Origin of the sequence: Streptomyces sp. GESEQ-35 (genome assembly GCF_017948485.1) — a bacterium.
GTDB lineage: Bacteria > Actinomycetota > Actinomycetes > Streptomycetales > Streptomycetaceae > Streptomyces.
Map to the genome: position 1 here is coordinate 1 of NZ_JAFFSX010000027.1, position 23276 is coordinate 23276.

General features: G+C 70.5%; 17 protein-coding genes. 10 read left to right on the plus strand and 7 right to left on the minus strand.

Features of this window, described 5'->3' with window-relative positions:
* Together KCH87_RS37530 and KCH87_RS50550 are read left to right on the plus strand one after the other, a co-directional pair.
* Positions 1-802: phosphopantetheine-binding protein (locus tag KCH87_RS37530; protein WP_247197408.1), on the plus strand; the 802-nt coding region annotated here is incomplete at its 5' end.
* A gap of 49 nt (positions 803-851) precedes the next feature.
* Positions 852-5531 carry a type I polyketide synthase gene (locus KCH87_RS50550; RefSeq protein WP_210592339.1) on the plus strand — a complete coding sequence of 1560 codons (4680 nt, stop codon included), beginning with the start codon at positions 852-854 and terminating at the stop codon, positions 5529-5531.
* A gap of 58 nt (positions 5532-5589) precedes the next feature.
* Here KCH87_RS50550 and KCH87_RS37540 read toward each other — a convergent pair whose 3' ends face one another.
* Positions 5590-6666 (minus strand): alpha/beta hydrolase, encoded by a 1077-nt coding sequence (locus tag KCH87_RS37540; protein WP_210592340.1) that lies wholly within the window; start codon positions 6664-6666, stop codon positions 5590-5592.
* 233 nt (positions 6667-6899) lie between these two features.
* Between KCH87_RS37540 and KCH87_RS37545 the strand changes: the two genes are divergently transcribed.
* Positions 6900-8429 (plus strand): FAD-binding oxidoreductase, encoded by a 1530-nt coding sequence (locus tag KCH87_RS37545; protein WP_210592341.1) that lies wholly within the window; start codon positions 6900-6902, stop codon positions 8427-8429.
* A gap of 21 nt (positions 8430-8450) precedes the next feature.
* Here KCH87_RS37545 and KCH87_RS37550 read toward each other — a convergent pair whose 3' ends face one another.
* Positions 8451-9062, minus strand: a complete 612-nt coding sequence (locus KCH87_RS37550) for a TetR/AcrR family transcriptional regulator (protein ID WP_210592342.1) — start codon at positions 9060-9062, stop codon at positions 8451-8453.
* A 118-nt stretch (positions 9063-9180) separates the two neighbouring features.
* Here KCH87_RS37550 and KCH87_RS37555 point away from each other — a divergent pair, with 118 nt between their 5' ends.
* Positions 9181-10017: an SDR family NAD(P)-dependent oxidoreductase gene (locus KCH87_RS37555; protein WP_210592343.1), complete on the plus strand. Its 837-nt coding sequence runs from the start codon at positions 9181-9183 to the stop codon at positions 10015-10017.
* Positions 10014-10526, plus strand: a complete 513-nt coding sequence (locus tag KCH87_RS37560; RefSeq protein ID WP_308299009.1) for a VOC family protein — start codon at positions 10014-10016, stop codon at positions 10524-10526. The genes KCH87_RS37555 and KCH87_RS37560 overlap by 4 nt, the downstream gene beginning before the upstream one ends.
* 233 nt (positions 10527-10759) lie before the next feature.
* Here the strand turns inward: KCH87_RS37560 and KCH87_RS37565 are convergent, their stop codons facing one another.
* The 5 genes from KCH87_RS37565 to KCH87_RS37585 all read right to left on the minus strand — a co-directional run bounded on the left by KCH87_RS37565 (position 10760) and on the right by KCH87_RS37585 (position 15078).
* A complete protein-coding gene (locus tag KCH87_RS37565) occupies positions 10760-11668 on the minus strand; it encodes an SDR family oxidoreductase (RefSeq protein WP_210592345.1) in 909 nt (302 codons plus the stop codon).
* Between the two features lie 334 nt (positions 11669-12002).
* Positions 12003-12482 (minus strand): MarR family winged helix-turn-helix transcriptional regulator, encoded by a 480-nt coding sequence (locus KCH87_RS37570; protein WP_210592346.1) that lies wholly within the window; start codon positions 12480-12482, stop codon positions 12003-12005.
* A gap of 8 nt (positions 12483-12490) precedes the next feature.
* The gene (locus KCH87_RS37575; RefSeq protein WP_210592347.1) at positions 12491-13552 is read right to left on the minus strand and encodes an alkene reductase; all 1062 of its coding nucleotides are present in this window, start codon (positions 13550-13552) and stop codon (positions 12491-12493) included.
* 72 nt (positions 13553-13624) lie between these two features.
* Positions 13625-14530, minus strand: a complete 906-nt coding sequence (locus KCH87_RS37580; RefSeq protein WP_210592348.1) for an NADP-dependent oxidoreductase — start codon at positions 14528-14530, stop codon at positions 13625-13627.
* A gap of 35 nt (positions 14531-14565) precedes the next feature.
* On the minus strand, positions 14566-15078 hold the full coding sequence (locus KCH87_RS37585; RefSeq protein WP_308299010.1) for an alpha/beta hydrolase: 513 nt from the start codon (positions 15076-15078) through the stop codon (positions 14566-14568).
* Between the two features lie 1147 nt (positions 15079-16225).
* Here KCH87_RS37585 and KCH87_RS37590 point away from each other — a divergent pair.
* From KCH87_RS37590 to KCH87_RS37610, 5 genes are all read left to right on the plus strand, one after another.
* The gene (locus KCH87_RS37590; protein ID WP_210592350.1) at positions 16226-17704 is read left to right on the plus strand and encodes a sugar transferase; all 1479 of its coding nucleotides are present in this window, start codon (positions 16226-16228) and stop codon (positions 17702-17704) included.
* Between the two features lie 73 nt (positions 17705-17777).
* Entirely contained in the window at positions 17778-19094 is a 1317-nt protein-coding gene (locus tag KCH87_RS37595; protein ID WP_210592351.1) for a nucleotide sugar dehydrogenase, read from the plus strand.
* Positions 19084-20364, plus strand: coding sequence for a glycosyltransferase family 4 protein (locus tag KCH87_RS37600; protein ID WP_210592352.1), 1281 nt, complete (start codon positions 19084-19086; stop codon positions 20362-20364). The genes KCH87_RS37595 and KCH87_RS37600 overlap by 11 nt, the downstream gene beginning before the upstream one ends.
* Positions 20361-21728: a Wzz/FepE/Etk N-terminal domain-containing protein gene (locus tag KCH87_RS37605; protein WP_210592353.1), complete on the plus strand. Its 1368-nt coding sequence runs from the start codon at positions 20361-20363 to the stop codon at positions 21726-21728. Before KCH87_RS37600 ends, KCH87_RS37605 begins: the two co-directional genes overlap by 4 nt.
* Entirely contained in the window at positions 21725-23275 is a 1551-nt protein-coding gene (locus tag KCH87_RS37610; RefSeq protein WP_210592354.1) for a Wzz/FepE/Etk N-terminal domain-containing protein, read from the plus strand. Before KCH87_RS37605 ends, KCH87_RS37610 begins: the two co-directional genes overlap by 4 nt.
* The last annotated feature ends 1 nt before the right edge of the window (position 23276 follow it).

Below are 23276 nucleotides of genomic sequence, written 5' to 3' on the forward strand. Positions count from 1 at the left end.
TCTGGACGAGGACGCGATCATCCGGCTCGGCCGGAGCGGTCTGGTTCCGATGTCAGAGGAAGAAGGGCTCGCCCTCTTCGACCAGGCAATCGCCGGTGCTGCGCAGAATCCGCCCGTGCTGGCGGCGCTCCGTACGGATCCGGCGGGGCTGCGCGCGCAGGCGCAGGCCGGGGTACTCGCCCCGATGCTGCGGGGGCTGGTCCGCACGGTGGAGCGACGGGCCGAGCCCGACGCCGTGGGGTCGGGGTCGTTCACCGAGCGGCTCGTGGGCCTGTCCGAGGACGAACAGCGGGCCGTTGTCCTGGAGCTCGTGCGCAACACGGTGGCAGCCGTGCTCGGGTACGACTCGCCCGGCAGCCTCGACATCGGTCAGTCCTTCAAGGACCTGGGCGTCGACTCGCTCACTGGTGTCGAGCTGCGCAACCGGCTCAACGCGGCGACCGGGCTGCGACTGCCCGCGACGCTTGTCTTCGACCACCCGTCGCTGGCGGAACTCTCCGACCACCTGCTGACCCGCGTTTCGTCACAGGTGACCGACGCCCGTTCCGCGTCGCTCATGGCGGAGCTCGACCGTCTGGAGGCTGTGCTGGCCACGGCGCCCGCCGCGGCCGACGGCGACGGGGCAGGGGAGCCCGGCGATCGTTCCGCCGTCGCCGCACGACTGCGCCGGCTGCTCGCCGTATGGGAGAAGGACGGCTCCGACGACACCGGTGACGGGGACGCCGTGGACCACATCGAGGCGGCCTCGGCCTCCGAGATCTTCGACTTCATCGACAAGGAACTGGGCCGGAACGTCCACTGACCCCGCGGTGCTCGAACGCGGCGAGCGACTCGAACGGAGAGATGAGAACGTGCCGACGAACGAAGAGAAGCTCACCGACTATCTCAAGTGGGTGACCGCTGACCTGCACAAGACCCGCCAACGACTGGCGGAGGTCGAGGCCGCCGCGACCGAGCCGATCGCAATCATCGGGATGAGCTGCCGCTACCCCGGCGGTGTCCGTACACCCGACGACCTGTGGTCACTGGTCCGCTCCGGCGCGGACGGCATCGGGGACTTCCCCGTCGACCGCGGCTGGGACCTCGACCACCTGTACGACGCGGACCCCGACCGCAGTGGCACGTTCTACGCCCGGCACGGAGGCTTCCTGCACGACGCCCACCACTTCGACGCCCCGTTCTTCGGCATCAGCCCGCGCGAGGCGACCGCCATGGACCCGCAGCACCGGCTGCTGCTGGAGGCGTCGTGGGAGGCGCTGGAGGACGCCGGGATCGACCCGACGGCCCAGCGGGGCAGCGACACGGGCGTCTTCGCCGGGATCATGTACAGCGACTACGGCGCTCGTCTGCACACGGTGCCGCCGGAGTACGAGCCCTTCCTGGGCAACGGCAGCGCGGCCAGCGTCGCGTCCGGACGGGTGTCGTACGTCCTGGGGCTGCGGGGCCCCGCCGTGTCCGTCGACACTGCGTGCTCGTCCTCGCTCGTCGCCCTCCATCTGGCGGCGCGGGCGCTGCGCTCGGGCGAGTGTGGACTCGCGCTCGCGGGCGGTTCCACGGTGCTGTCCACGCCGGGCTTGTTCATCGAGTTCAGCCGGCAGCGTGGGCTGGCCGCGGACGGCCGCTGCAAGGCGTTCGCCGCGGCCGCGGACGGCACGGGGTTCGGCGAGGGGGTCGGCGTACTGCTGCTGGAGCGACTGTCCGACGCGCGGCGCAACGGGCACGAGGTGCTGGCTGTGGTACGGGGCTCGGCCGTGAACCAGGACGGTGCGAGCAACGGTCTGACCGCGCCGAACGGTCCCTCGCAGGAGCGGGTGATCCGGCAGGCGCTGGACGACGCCGGCCTGACGACCGAGGACGTGGACGCACTTGAGGCGCACGGCACGGGCACCACGCTCGGCGACCCGATCGAGGCGCAGGCGCTGTTGGCGACCTACGGACAGGACCGGGACGCCGAACAGCCCCTGTGGCTGGGCTCCATCAAGTCCAACATCGGGCACACCCAGGCCGCCGCCGGTGTCGCCGGGGTCATCAAGATGGTGCAGGCCATGCGGCACGGGGTGCTGCCCCAGACCCTCCATGTCGACGAGCCGACCCCGCACGTCGACTGGGAGGCCGGGCAGGTGCGGCTGCTGACCGAGGCGCGGGAGTGGCCCGAGCGTGACCGGCCCCGGCGGTGTGCCGTGTCCTCGTTCGGCATCAGTGGCACCAACGCCCACGTCGTCCTCGAACAGGCCCCGCACGCCGAGGAACCCGCGGACGAGGACTCCGCGGACGGGGCCGGGTCCGCGTCCGTCCTGCCGTGGGTGCTGTCCGCCCGTGACACCACCGCCCTGCGGGCCCAGGCGCGGCGTCTGCACGACCATCTGCGCAGCGTGGCCGACCACGACTCGGAGCCTCGTCCCGCGGAGGTGGCCCGGTCCCTCGCCGTACGGACCGCCTTCGACCATCGCGCGGTTGTCATCGGTGGTGACCAAGAGGGGCTCCTGCGGGCCGTCGCTGCGGTGGCCCGCGGAGAGGGCGGACCCACGACGGCGACGGGCAGTAGCGACAAGGACGCGCGCCTCGGATTCCTCTTCACCGGGCAGGGTAGCCAGCGGCTGGGCATGGGAAGGGAGTTGAGTGACTCCGTTGCCGGTTTCCGTGAACTGTTCGCGGACCTGTGCGCGCGCTTCGACCGGCACCTGGAACTTCCCCTGCGTGACGTCGTTTTCGCCGCGCCCCGCTCGCCCGAGGCGAAGCTGCTCGACCAGACGCTCTACACCCAGTGCGCCCTGTTCGCCGTAGAAGTCGCCCTGTACCGGCTGCTGGAGAGCACCGGTCTGCGGCCCGACTTCGTCATGGGGCACTCCATCGGTGAGCTGGCCGCGGCGCATGTCGCCGGTGTCTTCGATCTGGACAATGCCTGTGAGCTGGTCGCCGCGCGGGGGCGGGCGATGCAGGCGGCGCGCGCGGACGGCGCGATGGCCGCTGTCGAGGCGCCCGAGAGCGAGGTCCTGGAGACGCTCGCCCCGTACGACGGCAGGGTCGTCGTCGCCGCGGTCAACGGGCCGTCCGCCACCGTGGTCTCGGGCGACGCCGACGCCGTCGCCGAACTGGTCAAGGCGTGGCGGGGCCGGGGCCGACGCACCAAGAAGCTCCGGGTCAGTCACGCCTTCCACTCGCCGCACATGGAGGCCGCGGCGGCTGAACTCCTTGTCGCTGCCTCCCGGTTGACGTACGCGAAACCGGACATCGACGTCGTGTCCAACGTCACCGGTCGGGTGGCGATCGCCGGCGAGTTGATGAGCCCCGACTACTGGGCCCGGCACATCCGGCAGGCCGTGCGCTTCCACGACGGGGTGCGCACCCTGGAGGAGAACGGTGTGCGCCTCTTCGTCGAGGTCGGTCCGGACGCCGTCCTGAGTGCGATGGCCCGCGACTGCCTGGGCGCCGAGCCGCTCGTGCTCGCCCCCACGCTGCGCCGGGACCGCCCGGAGCCCGGCACCCTGTTCTTGGGCGTGGCCGAGACCTGGGCGCACGGCAGGGCCGTGGACTGGCAGAGCCTGCTGCCCGAAGCGACCGGCCCGAGCACGGTCGCCGGACATCTCCGGCTTCCGCCGTACGCCTTCCAGCACCGTCCGTACTGGCTTGAGGCCACGCCGGAGCGGGCGCCGGGGGCGGGCGCCGGTACGGCCGACGGGTGGGCGTTTGCGGACGACCAGGAGTTCTGGTCGGCCGTGGAACAGGGCGATCCCGCCGTCCTGGCCCGTACGTTCGGCGCCCGTGACGAGGAACGGCAGCTGCTGGCGGAGCTCCAGTCCACGCTGGCCGGATGGCGTCGCCAGCGCGGCTGGATGTACGAGTGGCAGTGGCGGCGGCTGCCGGAGACCAGCACCGGTCTGCACGCGGGCGCCCCAGCCGTCGACGTGGGCTGGCTCCTCGTGGAGCCGCGGCAGGAAGACGAGGACCAACTGTCGGACCTCCACCAGGCGCTGTCGGACGCCGGACTGAGGGTGGCGCGGTTCGAGGTGGACCCTGACGAGGAGACCGCGTCGGTCGCTGAGCGGCTCGGCGAGGCGTTGGACCGGCTCCGGCAGGACGGCGGTGTCGCCGGTGTCCTGTCCGCGCTGGCCGCCGCCAAGGGCCCGCATCCAGAGCACCCCGCCATCCCCGTGGGGGTCGCCCTCACCACTCGGATCGTGGAGGCGCTGGCCGCCCTCGGGGCGGATCTGGCGCTGTGGTCGCTGACGCGTGGAGCTGTCTCGACCGGCCCGGGCAACCCGTCCCCCGACCCCGCGCAGGGACACCTGTGGGGGCTGAGCCGAATTCCCGGCCTCCGTCCGGCCGACGGCGCGGGAGGCACGATCGACCTCCCGGCCGTCCTGGACCCCGTCACCGTCACCCAGCTGAAGCGCGTCCTCGCGGCAGCCGACGGCGAGGACGAGTTCGCCGTACGGGCCTCAGGGCGGCACGTCCGTCGTCTGGTGCGCGTGCCCTGGCCCGTGCCCGAGCAGGACGCGGATCCCGCCGACGGAACCGTCTTGGTCACGGGGGCCGGTACCACCGCGGGTCGCGCCGCCGCACTCGCCCTCGCGGACGCCGCCCACGGTCACTTCCTGCTCCTCGTGCCCGAGATCGGGGACGCCGCGGGCGAGGCTCTGCGCGCGGAGCTTGAGGAGCGCGGGGCGAGCGTACGCCTCGACGCGGCGGATCCGTCCGACCGCGCCGCGCTCGCCGCCGCCCTCGCGGAGACCGGCGAGGGGACACCCGTGAGCGTGGTCGTGCACACCGGAGGCGGTGCCGCGCTGCGTCATCTCCACGAGCTCACGCTGGACCTGCCGCTGACGGGGTTCGTCGTCTTCGCCGACTTCGCGGCGCTCACCGGCAGCGACCCGGGCTCGTGGCAGGCGGCTGTCGACGCAGCGTACGCCGAGACGCTGATCCGGCACCGGCACGCGCGAGGGCTGCCCGCCACGCTCCTGGCCTGGGGCCCGCTGGAACCCGGCACGGACCAGGAGACACGGGCCGGGCTGCGCGGCCTCGATCCCGCACGCGCGCTGGCCTGTCTGCCCAACCTCCTCGGCCGTACCGAGGTCACCCCCGGGCCGGTCCTCGGCGTCGCCGACATCGACTGGGACGACCACCTGGCGCACGCCACGCGGCTGAGCTCCGGCGCCCAGTACCGCGACCTGCCCGAGGCCCGCGGCCACCTGGCCGAGCAGCGGACGGACGGCCCGGACGGGGTGGCGGACCAGGCCGAACTGCGTGCCGCACTCGGGGAGTTGCCGGAAGAGGAGCGGGATCGGCGGCTCGCCGAACTGGTGCGTGCACACGTGGGCCAGGTGCTCGGCCTCGACGCGTCGCAGAACGTGGACGAGTCCCGTTCCTTCCTGGAGATCGGGTTCTCCTCGTTCACCGCCCTGGAATTGTGCAACGGCCTCCACCGGGCCACAGGGCTGCCCCTGCCGGTCGCGGTCGTCTACGACCACCCCACACCCGTCGCGCTGGTGGGCTACCTCAGGCGGTGGCTGGCGGACGCACCCGCCGCGTGAACGACGCACGGCCCGGGCCCCGGCACACAGTGTGCCGGGGCCCGGGTCATGTCGCGTGTCAGGCCTGCGGGCTCGCGGCGGCCCGCATCATCTTCAGCACGGTCTGCACCGTCCAGGCACGTGTCTCCTCCACGTGCGCGGGCGAACCGTGCACGTCGTCGTGCTCGTTGAGGGTGAGGTCGGAGACGTACCGCTTCAGGGTCCGCACATCCGACGGAGGGATGATCTCGTCACGCAAGCTGACCGTGTACCCCACCGGGATGCTCAGCGCCGACAGTTCGCCCGGCCGCAGTTCCCAGTCGCGCAGTCCGTCGAACAGCTCCGCCCGCGGTACACCCGTCAGGTGGGAGAGCGTGTCCTTGGTGATGCGCGGCACGCTGCTGTCGTACCAGGAGCGGTCGGTGAAGAAGCCGCTCACCGGCGCGCCGGCCGTGACCACCCCGCGGATGCGCGGATCGTGCAGGGCGCCGCGCAGCGCCATATGCCCGCTGAAGCTCATTGCAGACGCGTAGGTGCGGTCGACGTCGGCCCGGTCCGCGAGGGTGTCGAGCAGCGCCGAGAGCATGCGCCAGCTGTCCTTGCCGTAACCGAGCCGGTTCTCGCCGACGCCGGGCATCTCCGTGGCGACCATGGCGAGTCCGAGCTGTTCGGCGAGGAGCAGCGCCGGCGCCCACTGCTCCTTGACGCTGACGATGCCGCCCGTCACTACGAGCAGCGGGCGCGGCACGTCGGCCGACAGCCCGGCCGCCAGGGCCACGAACGGCAGCCGGGTTCCGTCGCCGTCGGGCAGGGTGACGTCGACGCGCTCTATGACGGTCTCCTGGGCGCCGCTCCACTGCGCGAAGGTTTCGGAGCAGGCCTGCTGTGCCCGTGCGCGCGGGGTTCCGTCGACGTAGGGGAACCGCGCGGTGTTCCAGCACTGGGAGGCGTCCAGCAGACGGTCCTCCGCCGCCAGTTTCCGCGCCGCGGCGGCCCACTCCTCGGTCCAGGAGCCGGGTCCCTCGCCGTCGTGCCCGATGCGTGCCAGGACCTCCTCGCACAGCTCCGGGGGCAGGCGCTGGGCCCGGGAGTGGACCACGACGAACTGCTTGAGCTCGTCGATGTCGTGAGCCGTCCTGCCGGGTTCTCGTCCCATCCGATGTCCTCCTCACACCGGGTGCCGCACCCGGCCGCGTCGTCGGGCGCGCTGCGGCGCCCTCGCCTCTCAGCCTCGATGCGGGCCCTTAAGCCCGGCTCTACCGGCTTCGGCCTCGCCCTCGGATGTCCGACAGGCCCGTTTTAGAAGGGACTAACCGGCTCGTGTCAGGTTCGGACGGCGTCGGCGGGAGGGCCGCCGACGCCGTATCCGACGACGGGAGAGTCACAGTCATGGCAACACGAAGGCAGGTCCTGCGCGGCGGGGCCGTCGGCCTCGCCCTGGCGGCGTCCGCGACCTTGCCGGGACCGGCCGGTTTCCCCGCGGCCGCCGCGCCGGGCGCCGACTGGACCGATCTGCGCACACGGCTCGACGGGGACCTGCTCCTGCCGTCCGACAGCGGGTACGCGCAGGCCAAGCAGGTGTACTTCAGCATGTACGACTCCTCGGCCCCGGCCGCTGTCGCGTACTGCGCGAGCGTCGCCGACATCCGGCTCTGTCTCGCCTTCGCCCAGCAGCACGACGTCCCGGCGGTACCGCGCAGCGGCGGGCACAGCTTCGGCGGCTTCTCCACCACCTCGGGCCTGGTCATCGATGTGTCACGGCTGCGCTCGGTCGAACCCGGTACCGCCACGACCGTGCTCGGCCCGGGCGCACAGACCGTCGACACGCTTTCCGCGCTCGCCCCGTACGGACAGGCTCTGGCGGGCGGGCTGCACGGCTCCGTGGCGGCGGGCGGCTTCGTGCACGGCGGCGGCATCGGCTGGCAGAGCCGCTCCTTCGGGCTGGCCTGCGACGCTCTCGTCTCCGCCGACGTGGTTCTCGCCGACGGCCGGCCGGTGACCTGCTCCGAGGACGAACACCCGGACCTGTTCTGGGCGTTGCGCGGCGGTGGCGGCGGCAACTTCGGCATCGTCAGCCGGTACGAGCGGCGCACCACGGCCGCCACCGACATGGTGAACTTCAGGATGTCGTGGGCCTGGAGCGACGTGGACCGGGTGATTGCGGCCTGGCAGGAGTGGATGCCGACCACGCCCTGGACGCTGGGTTCCCGCTGGATCGTCAGCCACCTCGACACGGCCCCGGGCGGAGCCGAGCCCGCCGTCTGGGTCGACGGCTCCTTCCTCGGCAGCCCCGGGGACCTCGCGCCCCTGCTGGACGCGCTCGCCGCCGGCGTGGGGCGCGCGCCCGACAGCCGTACCAGCAGCCAGTTCACCTTCCTGGACGGGATGCTGGACTGGTTCGGGTGCGCCGACAGGACAGTCGAGCAGTGCCACACGGTCGGCTACTCGCCCGAGGCGGTGATGCCGCGCGGCGGCTTCATCCTGGACCGCAGCAGACTCTTCAGGACCGGCCTGCCGAGGACCGGGATCAGTGAACTGCTCTCCGCTTTCACCGCCTCGCCACGAGCGGGCCAACTCCGGTTCGTCCAGGCCCTCTCCCTCGGCGGCCGGGCCAACACCCTGGACCGCACCGCGACGGCCTACGTCCACCGGGACGCGGAGTTCACGCTGAACTGGACGGTGGGCACCACGGCGGCGAGCCCGACCCAGGAGGAGCAGGACGCTCTGCGGGCCTGGATCGACGGCGGCTTCGCCGCAGTTGACCCCCACTCCCTGGGGGAGACCTACCAGAACTACATCGACCCTGCTCTGCGGGACTGGAAGCGGTCGTACTACGCGGAGAACTATGAGCGGTTGGCGTCCGTCAAGCGCGCGTACGACCCCGAGGGCTTCTTCCGTTTCGCTCAGGCGATCGCCTGAGCGAAACCGTCCCGTCGGTGGTCAGTCGGGCCGGGGGCCGTCGTCCGGGGCGTCACCCGCGTTCTCGATCAGCACGCGGGTGACGCCCTCGAAGTACGGCAGGACGTCCTCAAGTGAGGCCGAGTTGAGCGCGGGGGAGCGCAGGGCCGTGCGCATGATGCCCATGCCCAGCAGACAGGCCACCAGCATCTCCGCACGCAACGCCGCGTCCTCGCCCTTGACCTGCTTGATGAGTTCCTCGATGTGCGCCGCCGCCTGTGCCTCCTGCTCCAGGCGGTTGCGGGCGGGCGCGTGCGAGGGCGACCGCAACAGCATGACCAGGGGATGCTCGCCGGCGAACTGCTCCCACTCCTGGAAGACAACGGACTTGAGCATGCCGACCGGCAACGCGTCCAGGGGCCCCGACATGATCTCCCCGAGGACCTGGTGATCGACGCACGCCTCCTCGAACAGGGCGCGCTTGGAGCCGAAGTACCGGAAGACGAGCGCGGGGTCCACGTGGGCGTCCTGGGCGACGTCGCGCATTGTCGTCCCGTCGAAGCCGAGCCGGGCGAAGCGCACGCGCGCCGCGTCGAGCAGGGCTGCGCGGGTCGCGGCGCGGTCGCGTTTGTGCGGCTGTGGGGCGGCTGCCATAGCGGTACTCCCTTGAGTCATCAAACGTTGACATGGTAGCTCAAGGGCGCCTACGCTGAGCTTGTCACCATCGGATGACTTACGGTTCGAGTTCCTGGCGTGGAAGGAAAGAAAAGCCATGCAAACGGTCGTCGTCACGGGCGGAACGGATGGCCTGGGCAGGGGAATCGCCCTGCACTATCTGAGGGCGGGTGCCAGGGTCCTGGCCATTGGGAGCACGCCCGCCAAGGGTGAGGCATTAATCGAGGAGGCGCGTAAGATCTCGGCCGCCGACCGGGCCCACTTTCTTTCGGTCGACCTCACCTCGATCGCGGCCACCTGGCGGCTGGTGGAGGAGATCGAGAACACCTATGCTTCGGTGGACAAACTTGTCCTGTGCGCGCAGCGCTACAAACTCTTCGGGAAGCGTTCCGTGACGCCGGAAGGGTTTGAGCACAGTTTCGCCCTCGCCTATCTGAGCCGGTTCATCCTGAGCTACGGCCTGAGGGACGCGCTCCAGTGCACGAAGCAACCCGTGATCATGAACGTGGGCACCCCCGGCGTCGGCCTCGGAAAGGTCCACTGGGACGACCTTCAGCTGGAGCGCGGCTACAACGGCAACAGGGCGACCCTTCAGTCCTTCCGCGCCAACGACCTGCTGGGCGTGGGCTTCGCGGCGACCCAAGGCAACGGCCCCGTGACGTACATCGGGTACAACCCCGGGGTGGTCTCCACCGGTATGCCCAACTCCCTGCCGCTTCCCCTGAGGCTGATGACCAAGGCCACGTTCGCCGTCGCGGCGACGCCTGTGGGCAAGGCGATCAATCCCATGGTCGAACTCCTCGACAATCCGCCCGCCGATCCTTTCCTGGCGCGCTGGAAGAAGAAGCCGGTGGACATCAGCGGAAAGGCTTTCGACCCCGAGGACGCTCTGCGCCTTAAGGGCATCACGGAGCAGTTGGTCGGTGCGCGGTGAACTCCCTCATACCACCGTTTCCCGCCGGCCGGCTCCAGCAGCTGGGATATGTGGTGGAGAACCTCGATGACGCGGTCGAGCAGTTCTCCACGACATTCGGAATTCCGCGCTTTTTCGTGTGGAAGAACCTGGCCGCCGACATCACCGAGAAAACGTTTCGAGGTAAGTCGGCCGATTTTCAGTTCTCGTGTGCCTTCGGATATTCCGGCGACATGATGGTGGAGCTGATCCAGCATCACTCCGGCGAGAGCATATTCCAGGAATGGCTCGACAAAAAGGGCCCCGGCCTGCACCACGTCTGCTTCCTGATGAGCAGCCTTGAGCAGTTCGACGCGACCGTCGGGCAGATGGCGGCCCATGGGCACCCCGTCGCCATGTCGGGTCGGTCCGGGGACGCCCGCTTCTCCTACGCGGACACGGTCGAGAGGTACGGCGTCTTCACCGAACTGGCCTACGGTCCCCCGGAGTTCCTCGCGGCGTTCGACCGCATCAAGGCCGGGGACTTCTGACCGGCACCTCAGATCCGGACAGTGCGCCAGCAGCGGCCACAGGCTGGGGCATGAAGTGTTCCCCGCCGATGCATGGATGAAGGCGCGAGCTCTCCGGATTACACCACCACCGCATCGACCGGCACCGCTCAGGCGTCTTCGTGGTCGAGGTCAACACCGAGCGGTGGCTGGAGCGTGACGCGCTGGCCCACTTCGGTGTCCGGCGCTCGGCGTCGAACCGCCATGGGCGCCGTTCACCGGTGCTGCGCCGTGCCCAGCTCGTCGGTGTACCGGGCGAGGGCGTCCTCGGCCGTGGGGGCTGGGCCGAACAGCTGCTCCTGGCGGCGGGGGTCGGCGACGTAGCGGCCGCTGTCGAACCAGCCGAACATCGCGGCCATGTCCTTGACCAGGGGCATGAAGCGGCCGGCGACGGCTCCTGCGGCGCGGGCGACGACGGAGGGGACGGCCCACACCTTGATCTTCTTTCCGGCCTGGTTGCCCATCAGGTGGGCCATCTCGCGCATGCTGACCGGACGGTCCCAGCCGATGTCGACGCGCTCACCGTTGTCTGCCTCGGCGTCGACGGCGGCCGCCAGGTAGGCCGCGAGATCGGAGGTGTGGACGAAGGTCAGCGGGACGGTGGTCTTGCCGATCCACATCAGGCGGCCCTTGTCGATCGGGTTGCCCGCCATGGTCGCGATCTGGTCGAGGAAGGCCCCCGGGCGCAGTGCGACGAACGGGACGCCGAGCTGTTCGAGCTTGTCCTCGGCGAGCTTCTTGTGCCAGAAGTGCGGGACGTGGGGCGTCTGGTCGCTGGTGAGGATGCTGGTCAGGACGAAGCGCCGGATGCCGGCGCGGTGGGCGGCCTCGGCGAGGTTGGCGTTGCCGACGGTGTCGATGTCGTGGGCGTTCTTGCCGCCGCGGGTGTAGCCGGCAGCGGTGGTGATGACGGCATCGGCGCCGTTCATGGCGGCGACGAGCGAGTCGAGGTCGAGCATGTCGCCGCGGGCGATCTCGACACCCCGGCTTTCGAGCCTGCTCGCGTCGGTGGTCGGCCGGACCAGGGCACGGACGTTCTTGCCGTGCTTGTGCAGTTCGTCGACGACCTTGCCCCCGAGGGAGCCGGTCGCACCGACGACGAGGACGGGGAGGGGGGTGGTCATGGGGGTCTCACTTTCCATCACGTCAGTAGTGGGGGATTGGGTGGGCGGGGCAGTGGTGGCCGCGGACGTTGGTGATGCGTCCGTCCTCGATGTGCGGCCGGCCGGCGACGGTGAAGGGCTCGCCGGCCCGCGGGGGTGTTGCCCTGCCCCCGAATGAGTTCCGTCCTGCTTCCACCGGAACAGCTCGCGCTTGCCCCTGACGCTGAGGCCCCGCTCACCCCCGTTCCCCCTGACGCACTCGTGAGCCGAGCGTGCTGCCAGCACTGTCCACTTCGCAGGAACGCCGGAAACGCTTCCGCACTCCAGGCCGGAACCGGGGTGCAAGCCGAGGGGGTTACTCGGACTCTTCTTGCGGAACAGCGCGCCTGTTGATGGCGTCGGCGATGGCGTAGGCGGTGCGGACGAAGGACTCTGCCTGCTGCGGCGACAGGTTCTGCGCGGAGGTCTCCTCCAGGGCCTGCCACATGGCTGCGATGGGCTCGCGCATGGCACGGCCCCTGTCGGTGAGGTGGACGATCATGACGCGCCGGTCGTGTTCGGCCGGCTCGCGGATGAGCAGGCCGGCGTCCTGCATGCGGCGTAGGGACTTGGAGACGGTGGAGTGGTCCAGGCCGACGCTTTCGAGCAGCTCGGACTGGGTCTGGCCGTCCCGGTCCAGGAGTTGCATCAGCAACAGTTCCTGTCCGGGATGCAGGTCCATCTCGCGGAGCATGGCGGCGGCGCGGGCCCGGTGAGCGCGGGCGAGCTGGAAGATCGCGTAGCTCATCGGCCCCTCGCTGGCCGTGCTGGGGGTGCGGGGTGTGGGGGCGGGCATTCGGTTCCTCAGACGGCGTGGGTGGGGTAGTCGGTGTAGCCGGCCACTCCGCCGCCGTAGAAGGTCGCCGGGTCGGGGGTGTTCAGCGGCGCGTCAGAGCGTAGCCGCTCTACCAGGTCCGGGTTGGCGAGCGCGAGGGCGCCGACGGAGACGAGGTCGGCAGTGCCGTGGTCGATGTCCTTGGCGCGGGTGGGCAGGTCGGTGCCGGCCCGGTTGAGGATCAGCGTGGTCGGCCACAGCGCACGCAGGGTGCCCAGCAACTCCTCGTCGCCCGCGTGCATCACGTGGAGGTAGGCGAGGCCGAGCGGGCCGAGGGCGCGCAGGAGCGCCGGATACAGCTCGGCGGTGTCGGACTCGGCGATGTCGTTGTAGGGGTTGCCGGGGGAGATGCGCAGGCCGGTACGGTCGGCGCCGATCTCGTCGGCCACGGCAGCGGCGACCTCGACTGCGAAGCGGATGCGGTTGTCGAGGGAACCGCCGTAGCGGTCGGTGCGCTGGTTGGTGTTGTCGGACAGGAACTGGTGCACCAGGTAGCCGTTGGCGCCGTGGATCTCCACGCCGTCGGCGCCTGCCGCGACGGCAGCCGCTGCGGCGCGGCGGAAGTCGTCGACGGTCGCCGCGACCTCCTGCGTCGACAGAGCACGGGGGGCCGGCATCTCCTGGGGCCCGGACGCGGTGAACATCGCGCCCTGCGGTCGAATCGCGGAAGGGGCAACCGGCTGGCGCCCGTGGGGGGTGTTGTCGGGGTGGGCGATGCGTCCGGTGTGCATCAGCTGGATGACGATCCGTCCGTCGGCCGCGTGCACGGCGTCGGTGACCTTGCGCCACCCGGCGATCTGCTCGTCATTGTGGATGCCGGGGGTGAGGAGGTAGCCCTGGCCGTCGGTGCAGGGCTGGGTTCCCTCGGTGATGATGAGCGCGTGCGAGGCGCGCTGGGCGTAGTACTCGGCGTTCAGCTCGGTCGGTACGCCTTCAGGCGTGGAGCGGTCACGGGTCATGGGGGCCATGACCAGGCGGTGCGGGAGGGAAATGTCACCGACGGTGGTCGGTGTCCACAGGGAGTTCAGCATGAATGGTCCTTCGGTGATGAACAGGTGGTGATCAGGAAAGAGGGGGCGTGCCGGAAGGAGAGTCGGGCGTGATCAGTCGACGGTGAGGACGAGCTTGCCCCGGACATGCCCGGCATCGCTGACCTGCTGAGCCGTGGCGGCCTGATCGAGCGGGTAGGCGGTGACGGTGGTGACGACCTTGCCGGTCGCGGCATCCTGCGCCAGGGCGGCAAGGTGGGCGGCCGAGCGTTCCTGGCCGCCGCTGGCGAAGGTGATGCCGAGCTGGTGTGCGCGGAAGTCGGCGATGGTGACGATGCGCTCGGTGCCGCCCCGCAGGGCGATGGAGTCCTCAAGGGCCCCCTTCCCGGCCACGTCGAACACCGCGTCCACGCCGTCGGGGGCCAGTGCCCGGACCCGCTCGACCAGGCCCTCGCCGTAAACGGTCGGGGTGGCGCCGAGCGAGGCGAGGTAGTCCTGGTTGGCGGGGCCGGCGGTGGCGATGACACGCGCTCCGCGGGCGGTGGCGACCTGGACCGCCAGGGTGCCGACCCCTCCGGCCGCGCCGTGCATCAGCACGGTCTCCCCGGCGGCGACGCCGAGCAGGTTCAGGACCCGCTCGGCCGTCTCGCCCGCCACCGGCAGTGCGACCGCGTGCTGCCAGTCGAGGCCGGCGGGCTTGGGAGCCACGGTGGTGGCCAGCGCGTACTGGGCGTACGAGCCGGTGTCCGACCAGCCCAGCACCTCATCGCCCACCTTCACGTCCTGCACGCCCTCACCCAGGGCGTCCACCACGCCGGCGAGTTCGTGACCGGGGACGGAGGGGAGCGGCGTGGGGAACACGGCCTCCAGTGCCCCGGAGCGGATCTTGCCGTCCAGCGCGTTCAGCCCGGCCGCCTTGACGCGGACGCGGATCTGCCCGGGGCCGGGCTGCGGGGCCTCGATGTCCGCTTCGTGCAGCACTTCCGTGCCTCCGAAACGGTCGAACAGGATGGCTTTCATGACGACTCCTCTCGCGTCACCACCCCTTTAGGTGGCTAGACACATAACGAACGTAACAGCAAACATGTGGCTAGCCAAGTATTTGCTTCCGCTCGGGCTGCGCAAGATCGGTCGCGGCCGCGTCGGTTACCTCGGGATGGCGGTCGAGGCGGGAGGCGCCTCGCCGGAGCGCGCCTTGCGCGGCCAAGGGCTGCCTCGACTGGAAGCCGGACGACCGGGCCGGCCAGACCCTGGCGGTGCGCTGTTCCCTTCTGGTTCAGGGCCCGGGTCAGCTCGCGGTTGGCCGCCCGGGCGGCCTCCAGCTCCGCTTCCCTCTCCTCCGGCCGCGCCAACAGCTCGGTGTTCGCCTGCTCCAGGCGGGAGACCTGGCGCTGAAGCGCGACGAAGCCACCCATCGACAGGCCGAGCAGATCGACCCGGTCGAGACCGAGAGCCCGAATGAACAGCACTGCGTCGCGAGCCATCGCCTCGATCGTGTCCGGCGTGGAGAGGCCCGATCCGCCAACTCCGCCGTTGTCGAATGCGATCACCCGATAGGTGAAGTCCACACCCTGAACGGACACGGGGTGGGTCGCCGCGTTAGCGGTCCTGAGGGCACTTCTCGTTGAACTTCTCGTTTCCTGAGGCGATGTCGTCCCGGTGCTCGTGGGCACTTGATCGCCCGGCCGAGCGACTCCGTCATGTCATCCTGACGACGACCTTTCCGGTCTTCGCCCGTCCCGCCTCGGCGTACTCCAGCGCTTCCGGGGTCGATTCGAAAACAGGAAGGAGTACGCGACGTTGCGGCGGCGGGTACGTCGCCGGGTCCGGAGGCTCAGCGCGCCCATCGCGAATCGGATGATCGGATTCGCCCCCAGCTCCCTGCCGGAAGCGGGGTCGGGAGGACCCGCGACGCTGATGACGCCTGCTTCTTGTAGTCGACGACGAAGCGAGTGGGCGGCAACGGCATCCGAGGGCGTGCTGTCGAGCGCGCACCATCGTGGAGTCGACGGCGACGACCCCGTCGAGGTCGCCCTCGGCACCTGCCTGTGCGAGCAGAGCGGTGAAGATCGATTCCCACGTGCCGTCGATCGTCCACATTCGCAACCGTCACCCCGTGCTCACCGGCGAGACCCGCCGGACAGGCCCTGCGCGCGGCCCAGTTGGCAGTGCCGGGACGCCGCCGGGTTGCCGGTGCCGGCACCCCGGAGAACTCCCGTCATCGCAGGTCGCAAGGCACACCTTCGTCGCAAGGTGCCCGCGGGCTTTCACCGGTCCCTGGACTCATCTTCAAATAGTGAGCACAAATTCCACACACCCCTCTCTTCAGACGGGCCCCGATGGTCTAGATTGACCGTGCTTCGCAAGCTGGGACACGGGGCGACAAATGCTGATCCATGGGTCCGATGCTACGGACAGTCAGCAGCTGCGTGTCCGGTGCCAGGCGTGGGGGTGATCAATTCTTGGAGCCCGAGAGGGGCTTGGGGTGCGGGGAGCACCCGAGGTTTCGACGGGTTCCGGGGCGGGTTGTTCACGTAGCGCTGAAGTAGCCGGGACGGCACACGCGGGGGAGGGACCTCCCGCGGGGAGGGACAGCGCGGTGCGGGGGGGCGGGGGGCCTCCCGAGGGGAGGAAGCGTGCGGGGGGCGGGGGCCTCCCGGGGGGAGGAACGGTGTCAGTCGACCACGTCGTACCACTGGGGACCGGGGGGTTTCTGTGCGGCAGGGGGGATTAGTCGGCCCATTTCCGTCGGCGCGCGAGCGTCTTGCGAATGGGGCGATCAGCCAGTCGGTGAATGACTGGGAGCAGCGGTACCGCCGTACCGTGATCATCAGCGATACCGTGGCCACCGCCTTGGTGGTGGGGGCGATCGGCAACTTCTTCGGGGCCCGGGACGCGGCCAACTGGCACGAGAAATGGGGAATTCTCGCCTTCTGCACCGAGCTGCTGGTGCTGGGCGCGTTGGCGGTGAGCCGGTCGTGGGCTCCGGCCGTGCTCGGTCAGGGCGCAGAGGAGTTCCGGCGGCTCGGACGCGCACTGTTCACGGCGACCGTCGTACTGGCACTCGGCGGGATCGCCCTCACCTCGCGCAACATCAAGCTCTGGATCTTCGTCGCGATCCCCGCGATCGCGCTCGTCACCATGACCGCGCGCTATCTGCTCCGCCTCAAGCTGCACAGACAGCGGAAGGAAGGACGGTGCCTGAGACCGGTGCTCGCTGCCGGGAGCCCGGCCACCGTGCGCGACCTGATCAACCGAACCCGCAAGTTCCCGCACCTCGGCTGGCGGGTGGACGCGGTGTGCACGACGGACGGCCTCGGGTTCGACGGAGACCAAGTGGACGGAGTGCCGGTCGTCGGCCGGCTGGCGGACGTCGCCCACCACGTCCGCCGCGACGGTTACCGCGTCGTCGCGGTCACATCGGACCCGCACTGGTCACCGGACCGGCTTCAGCGGCTGGCCTGGAACCTCGAAGGCAGCGACGCCGAGATGATCGTGGCCCCCGTGCTGATGGAGGTGGCCGGCCCGCGGCTGCACGTCGACGGGGTGCTCGGCATACCGCTGCTGCGGGTCAGCATGCCGACTTTCACCGGGGGCCGCCGGTCGATCAAAGGGGTCGTCGACTGGATGGGCGCGGCGATCCTGCTGATGCTGCTTTCGCCGCTGATGGTTTTCGTCGCGCTGCTCGTGCTGGTGGACAGTCCGGGCGGGGCGTTCTACCGACAGCGCAGGGTCGGCAAGAAGGGCCGCGAGTTCACCATTCTCAAGTTCCGCACCATGGTCACCGGGGCTCACGGGGCACGTGCCGAGCTGGCCGGCCGCAACGAGGGCGCAGGGCTGCTGTTCAAGCTTCACCGGGATCCGCGGGTGACCCGGGTGGGAGCGGTGCTGCGCCGGTACTCGATCGACGAGCTCCCGCAGCTCTTCAACGTGCTCACCGGATCGATGTCGCTCGTCGGCCCGCGACCTCCGTTGCCGGAGGAGTCCGCCGCGTACGGCCCGGACATCCGGCGGCGGCTGCTGGTCAAGCCCGGGCTCACCGGTCTGTGGCAGATCAGCGGACGCAGCGACCTGCCCTGGGAGGAGGCGGTCCGCCTCGACCTGCGGTACGTGGAGGACTGGTCGCTCGCCCTGGACGCAGTGATCTTGTGGAAGACGCTGCGTGCGGTGCTCCACGGGCAGGGGGCCTATTGATGCGCGGGGGGCGTCGTTCGGTGCACGCGCGAACCGCAGGCCGGAAAGGCCTGCCTGGGGGGAGGGACGGATCATGAAGGTCAGCGTTTTCGGGCTCGGCTACGTGGGCTGTGTGTCGGCCGCGTGCCTGGCCAGCATGGGTCACGAGGTCATCGGCGTCGATGTGAACCAGGTGAAGGTCGACCTGGTCAACGACGGCAAGGCCCCGGTGGTCGAGGAGCGGATCGGCGAACTCATCGCCGAGGTCGTGCGGACCGGAGCGCTGCGCGCTACCGACGACGTCCGCGAGGCGATCATGGGCAGCGAGGTGTCGCTGGTCTGCGTGGGCACGCCTTCGGAGCCCAACGGCAGCCTGTGCACCACGTATCTGGAGCGGGTCACCGAGCAGATCGGCGCCGCGCTGGCCGAGCGGGGCGGGCGGCAGACCGTCGTGTTCCGCAGCACCATGCTCCCGGGCACCTGCCTGAACCTGCTGGTACCGATCCTGGAGAAGTACGTCGGCGGCACGGCCGGGGTGGACCTGGGGGTCGCGGTCAACCCGGAGTTCCTGCGCGAGGGCACGAGCGTGCGGGACTTCTTCGACCCGCCCAAAACCGTCATCGGCGAGCTCGACCCGGCAAGCGGCGACGCGGTGGCGGCGCTGTACGACGGCCTGCCCGGCGAGGTGTTCCGGGTGCCGATCCCGACGGCCGAGGCGATCAAGTACGCGGACAACGCGTTCCACGGCCTCAAGATCGGCTTCGCGAACGAACTGGGCGTGGTGTGCCAGGCGCTCGGGGTGGACTCGCACCAGGTGATGGACGTGTTCCTGGCCGACCGCAAACTGAACGTCAGCCCCGCCTACCTGCGGCCCGGCTTCGCCTTCGGCGGCTCCTGCCTGCCCAAGGACCTGCGCAGCCTGGTCCACGCGGCACAGCGGGCCGACATCTCGGTGCCCATCCTCGCCCACGTGCTGCCCTCCAACTCCGCCCATCTACAGCGCGCGGTGGAGCTGGTCGAGCGCACCGGCAAGCGCCGGGTGGGAATGTTCGGGCTGTCCTTCAAACCCGGCACCGACGACCTCCGCGAGAGCCCGCTCGTCGAGCTGGCGGAGCGGCTCTTCGGCAAGGGTTACGACCTGAAGATCTACGACGCCAACGTGAGCCTCTCCCGGCTGCTCGGCGCGAACCGCGAGTACATCGAGACCCGGCTGCCGCACCTCGGGCAGCTGCTCGCGAACTCCGTCGACGAGGTGCTCGAGCACGCCGAGGTGTGCCTGGTCGGAACCAGAGATCCGGCCGTGCTTGCGGCGCTGCCGCATGGCGACGGCCCGGTGATAGTCGACCTCATCCACCTTCCCGACGCCGAGACGCGGCGGGCCGAACCGGGGTACGTGGGCCTTGCTTGGTGACACATCTCTTGATGAAACGGTCGGCGGTGACCGGCCGGACCGGCGCGCGCTGATCCTGGTGGAGAACCTCTCGGTGCCGTTCGACCGGCGGGTGTGGCAGGAGTGCACGACGCTGCGCGACGCGGGCTGGGAAGTGCACGTCATCTGTCCCCGGGGGGAGAAGCGGGACACCGAGCCGGAGGCCGTGATCGACGGGGTGCGCATCCACCGCTACCCGTTGCGCGCGGCCACCGGAGGACCGGCCGGCTACCTACGGGAGTACGGGTCGGCGTTGTGGCACACGGCCCGGCTGGCCCGCAAGGTCGGCCCGGTCGACGTGGTCCACGCCTGCAACCCGCCCGACCTGCTGTTCCTGCCGGCACTGTGGCTGAAGCGGCGCGGCGCGCGGTTCGTCTTCGACCAGCACGACCTGGTACCCGAGCTGTACCTCTCCCGGTTCGACCGCGGTGAAGACCTGCTCTACCGCGCCGTGTGCGCGCTGGAACGGCGGACCTACCGGGCCGCGGACGTCGTGCTCGCCACGAACGAGAGCTACCGGGATGTCGCGATACGCCGTGGCGGTCAGCGACCCGAGGACGTGTTCGTGGTGCGCAGTGCGCCGGCCATCGAACGGTTCCAACCGGTGCCGCCCGAGCCGGAGTTGAAGCGCGGCAAGCCTCATCTGCTGTGCTACCTCGGCGTCATGGGCCCGCAGGACGGTGTCGACTACGCCTTGCGCGCCCTCGCGAAGCTGCGCGACGAGTTGGGGCGGACCGACTGGCATGCGGTGTTCGTCGGCGCAGGCGACGCCTTCGACGCGATGGTGGAGCTGTCCCGGCGGCTCGGTCTCTCCGAGCAGGTGCAGTTCACGGGGCGCATACCGGACGCCGATCTGGTGCGCTACCTGTCCACCGCGGACGTGTGCCTTTCTCCCGACCCGCGCAATCCGCTCAACGACGTGTCGACCATGAACAAGGTCCTGGAGTACATGGCGATGGGCCGGCCGATCGTCTCGTTCGACCTGAAGGAGGCGCGAGTCTCCGCCGGTGACGCCGCCCTCTACGCGCCCGCCAACGACGAGGCCGAGTTCGCCAAGCTCATCGCGTTGCTCCTCGACGATCCGGAGAAGCGGGCCCGGATGGGCAAGATCGGCCAGGAGCGGATCGGCGGACCGCTTTCCTGGCGCAACTCGCAGGCGTCACTGCTCGCCGCCTACGCCGCTGCCTGCGGTGACCGCACTCCGGTGCCGGCGGGCAAGACGGACCGAACAGGGAAGAGGCCGCGGCGTTGAACGAAGACACGATCCGCCTGGTCACCATCGGGCGGATTCTCCGCCGGCGCTGGCGGCTTCTCGCCGTCCTCACCGTGGTGGGCGCACTCGTCGGCTACGGCGCCTCGGTGCTGCTGTTCCCGCCGCGCTACACGGCGTCGGCCTCGGTGCTGCTGCCGGGGCAGTGGGAAGAGCGCGAGCTGCTGACTCAAGTGGACATCGCGACCAGCTCGTCGGTGGTCGACCGCGCGGCTGCCAATCTCGGCTGGAAGGGCGTCAGCGGCAGCGAGCTGCGGGACAGAGTGACTGCCAAGGCCGCCGACGGGAACATCATCAAGATCTCGGGTACGGCCGACACCCCGGAGCGCGCGCAGCAGCTCTCCGACCGAATGGCCCAGCAATTCGTCACCTTCGCCGCGCAGATCGCAGGCGGCAGCACCGACGCGACCACGGGGCTCGACGCGCTGCGAAAGAAGGTGGAGGAGACCAACCGCGGCATCACCGACCTGGCCGATGCCGCTGATCCAGGGCAGACCGTGGAGAGCGTGCAGGCGCGCACCTCACTCGAGAAACTGCGCACCTCGCTGGAAGAGGCCATGACGAAGCTGGACCAGGCCGACCCGACCAACAGCAAGGCGGGCATGGTCGTCATGGGGCCGGCCGCCCGGCCGACCGGCGAGGCCCCGCCGACGAGGATGCAGTTCATCGTGGCCGGGGCACTGCTGTTCTTCCTGTTCGCGATCATCGGCCATCTCGCCGCCGCACGGATGAATCGCCGACTGCGCACCGAACCGGAGATCACCGCGGCGCTGGGCTCGGCGCTCCTCGGCACCGTCGACGTGCTTGGTGAACCGAGCGCGCACCGGTCGGAAGACGGGGGCCCACCGGCCCGGATCCGCCGACTCCTTGGCGTCGACACCCGGTGGGACGTACCGACCCCGCAGAGGTCCGGCGACGAGGCCGGCAGGCGGATCCGCTACCGGCGGGTGTGCGCTCGCCTCCGGGACCAGCTGCCGGCCCCCCGGCGGCTGCTGGTCGTCGTACCGGACGGCGACGAGATCGCCCGCCGGGCCGCCGGGCAGCTCGTCGCCGAGGCCAAGAGCGATCCACTGTTGCGGGTGGTGGAGGTTTCGGTGGACCGGCCGACAGTGCCGGACCGCGACATCGAGTCCGGTGCCCTGGTCGTGCTCAGCGCGGGCAGCTGGACCGCCGAGGAACTCGCCGGCATCGCCGAGGCGTGCGCGGACGCCAGGCATGAGGTCGTCGGTTTCATCGTCGCCGGCACGGTCCGGGCGGCCCAGCCGACGCGGTCCGCCGGCCATCCTCCGGACAACGCCACTCCCGCGCTCGCGGTTCGCGGCCACGCGACGGGAGGTTCAGCGTGACGACGAGCACGACGTCGGAGCCGTCGGCAGCTCCGCTCTTCGACCTTCAGGGGCTGGTGGTGGCGGTGCGCAGGCGCCGCCGCCTCTGGTACGCCATGGCGCTGCTGGGGCTGCTGGTCGGCGCGGCGGTGGCGGTCCTGCTGCCGCCGCCGCCTAGCGCGGTGACCAAGGTGCTGGTCGCGCATGAGGAGGACCAGCCGAACGACACCGGAACACTGATCCGCACCGACGTAGAGCTGCTCGGGACCACGCGGATCGCCGAGAAGGCCCTCCAGTCCCTCAAGTCCCCGGAAAACCCGGAGGACTTCATGCGGGACTACCGGGGGACCGGCTTGACCAACAACCTGCTACAGATCGAGGTGACAGGTGACAGCGACGCTGAAGCGGTGTCCCGGGCCAGGGCGTTGGCGGACGCGTTCGTCGCGGACCACGTGCGGCGGATGCAGGAGGCCGCGCAGGCCGAGGCCAAGGCCCTGAGCGACCAGCGTGACCGCATGCGGGACGAACTCGCCCAGGTCAACGAGGAGATCGGGGACAGACCGCCGGAGAGCGACCCGACGGAGTCGGCGAGCATCGAGTCGCTCTTCGCCCGCCGGGCGGAACTCAACTCGCGGATCGCCGATTTCGACCAGCGTGCCGAGGAAGCGCGCACCGGTACGCCCAAGGTCATCGCCGGCACGCAGATCGTGGACGCCCCGCGCGCGATGCGGCACTCCTTGCCCAAGGCCGTCGTCACCAATGCGGCCATCGGACTCGTCCTCGGACTCGTCCTCGGGCTCGCGCTGGCCGCCGTAGGCACCGTGGTGGCGGACCGCCCCGTGCTGCGCCGGGACATCGCGGCGAACCTGGGCGCCTCGGTCATCGCGGAGCTGCCCCGCCGGTCGGGCAGGCTGTGGCAGCGCCGACGGACCCGGGCGGCACGCGAACGGCTCACCTTGTCCCTGGCCCGTACCGTACGTGGCTCCGCGGAACCGGTGTCGCTGCTGGAACTGGGCTGCGCCCGCAGCACGAGCGTGCTCGCCCTGGATGTCGCCGGGGCACTGGCGCCGGACGGGCCGGTGGTCATCGTCGATGGCCTGCCCGGCCCACAGCTCGCAGGCCGCCGCTCGAAGCCGGGAGCCCCAACCGTGGTCAGCGGCGAGCGTGCCGAGGCCATGTCGCCTCACGAGCGCCGGTTCGGCGTCGGCTCGGTGGCGCCCGGCACGGCGTGGACCGACCTCCAGTACCTCGGCACCCGGACCGTGCTCGTGGTGCGTGCCGGGCACGGCAGCGCCGCATGGCTGCACACCGTGACGAGGCAGCTCGCGGACCAGCGCATTCCGGTGATCGGTGTGGTGCTGATCGACCCCGATCCGCGTGACCGGACCGACGGCACGCTGTGGAACGGGCTGCACACCGCGCTGCGAGGCCAGAGCGAGCGGGTGGTCCGGCAGAACGGTGGGGGTACCTCCCACGCCGTTCAGGCAGTGGGGGAGGGCCATCGGCCGGCGGAGCGCCAGCCGATGTGGGCCGCACGGGTCCCGGACAACGACCAGGAGGCGCGGTAGG

Bases quoted from the DNA above. Each gene is read 5' to 3' on its own strand.
- KCH87_RS37540 (WP_210592340.1), bottom strand. From the start codon at position 6,666: ATGGGACGAGAACCCGGCAGGACGGCTCACGACATCGACGAGCTCAAG.
- KCH87_RS37545 (WP_210592341.1), top strand. From the start codon at position 6,900: ATGGCAACACGAAGGCAGGTCCTGCGCGGCGGGGCCGTCGGCCTCGCC.
- KCH87_RS37550 (WP_210592342.1), bottom strand. From the start codon at position 9,062: ATGGCAGCCGCCCCACAGCCGCACAAACGCGACCGCGCCGCGACCCGC.
- KCH87_RS37555 (WP_210592343.1), top strand. From the start codon at position 9,181: ATGCAAACGGTCGTCGTCACGGGCGGAACGGATGGCCTGGGCAGGGGA.
- KCH87_RS37565 (WP_210592345.1), bottom strand. From the start codon at position 11,668: ATGACCACCCCCCTCCCCGTCCTCGTCGTCGGTGCGACCGGCTCCCTC.
- KCH87_RS37570 (WP_210592346.1), bottom strand. From the start codon at position 12,482: ATGCCCGCCCCCACACCCCGCACCCCCAGCACGGCCAGCGAGGGGCCG.
- KCH87_RS37575 (WP_210592347.1), bottom strand. From the start codon at position 13,552: ATGCTGAACTCCCTGTGGACACCGACCACCGTCGGTGACATTTCCCTC.
- KCH87_RS37580 (WP_210592348.1), bottom strand. From the start codon at position 14,530: ATGAAAGCCATCCTGTTCGACCGTTTCGGAGGCACGGAAGTGCTGCAC.
- KCH87_RS37595 (WP_210592351.1), top strand. From the start codon at position 17,778: ATGAAGGTCAGCGTTTTCGGGCTCGGCTACGTGGGCTGTGTGTCGGCC.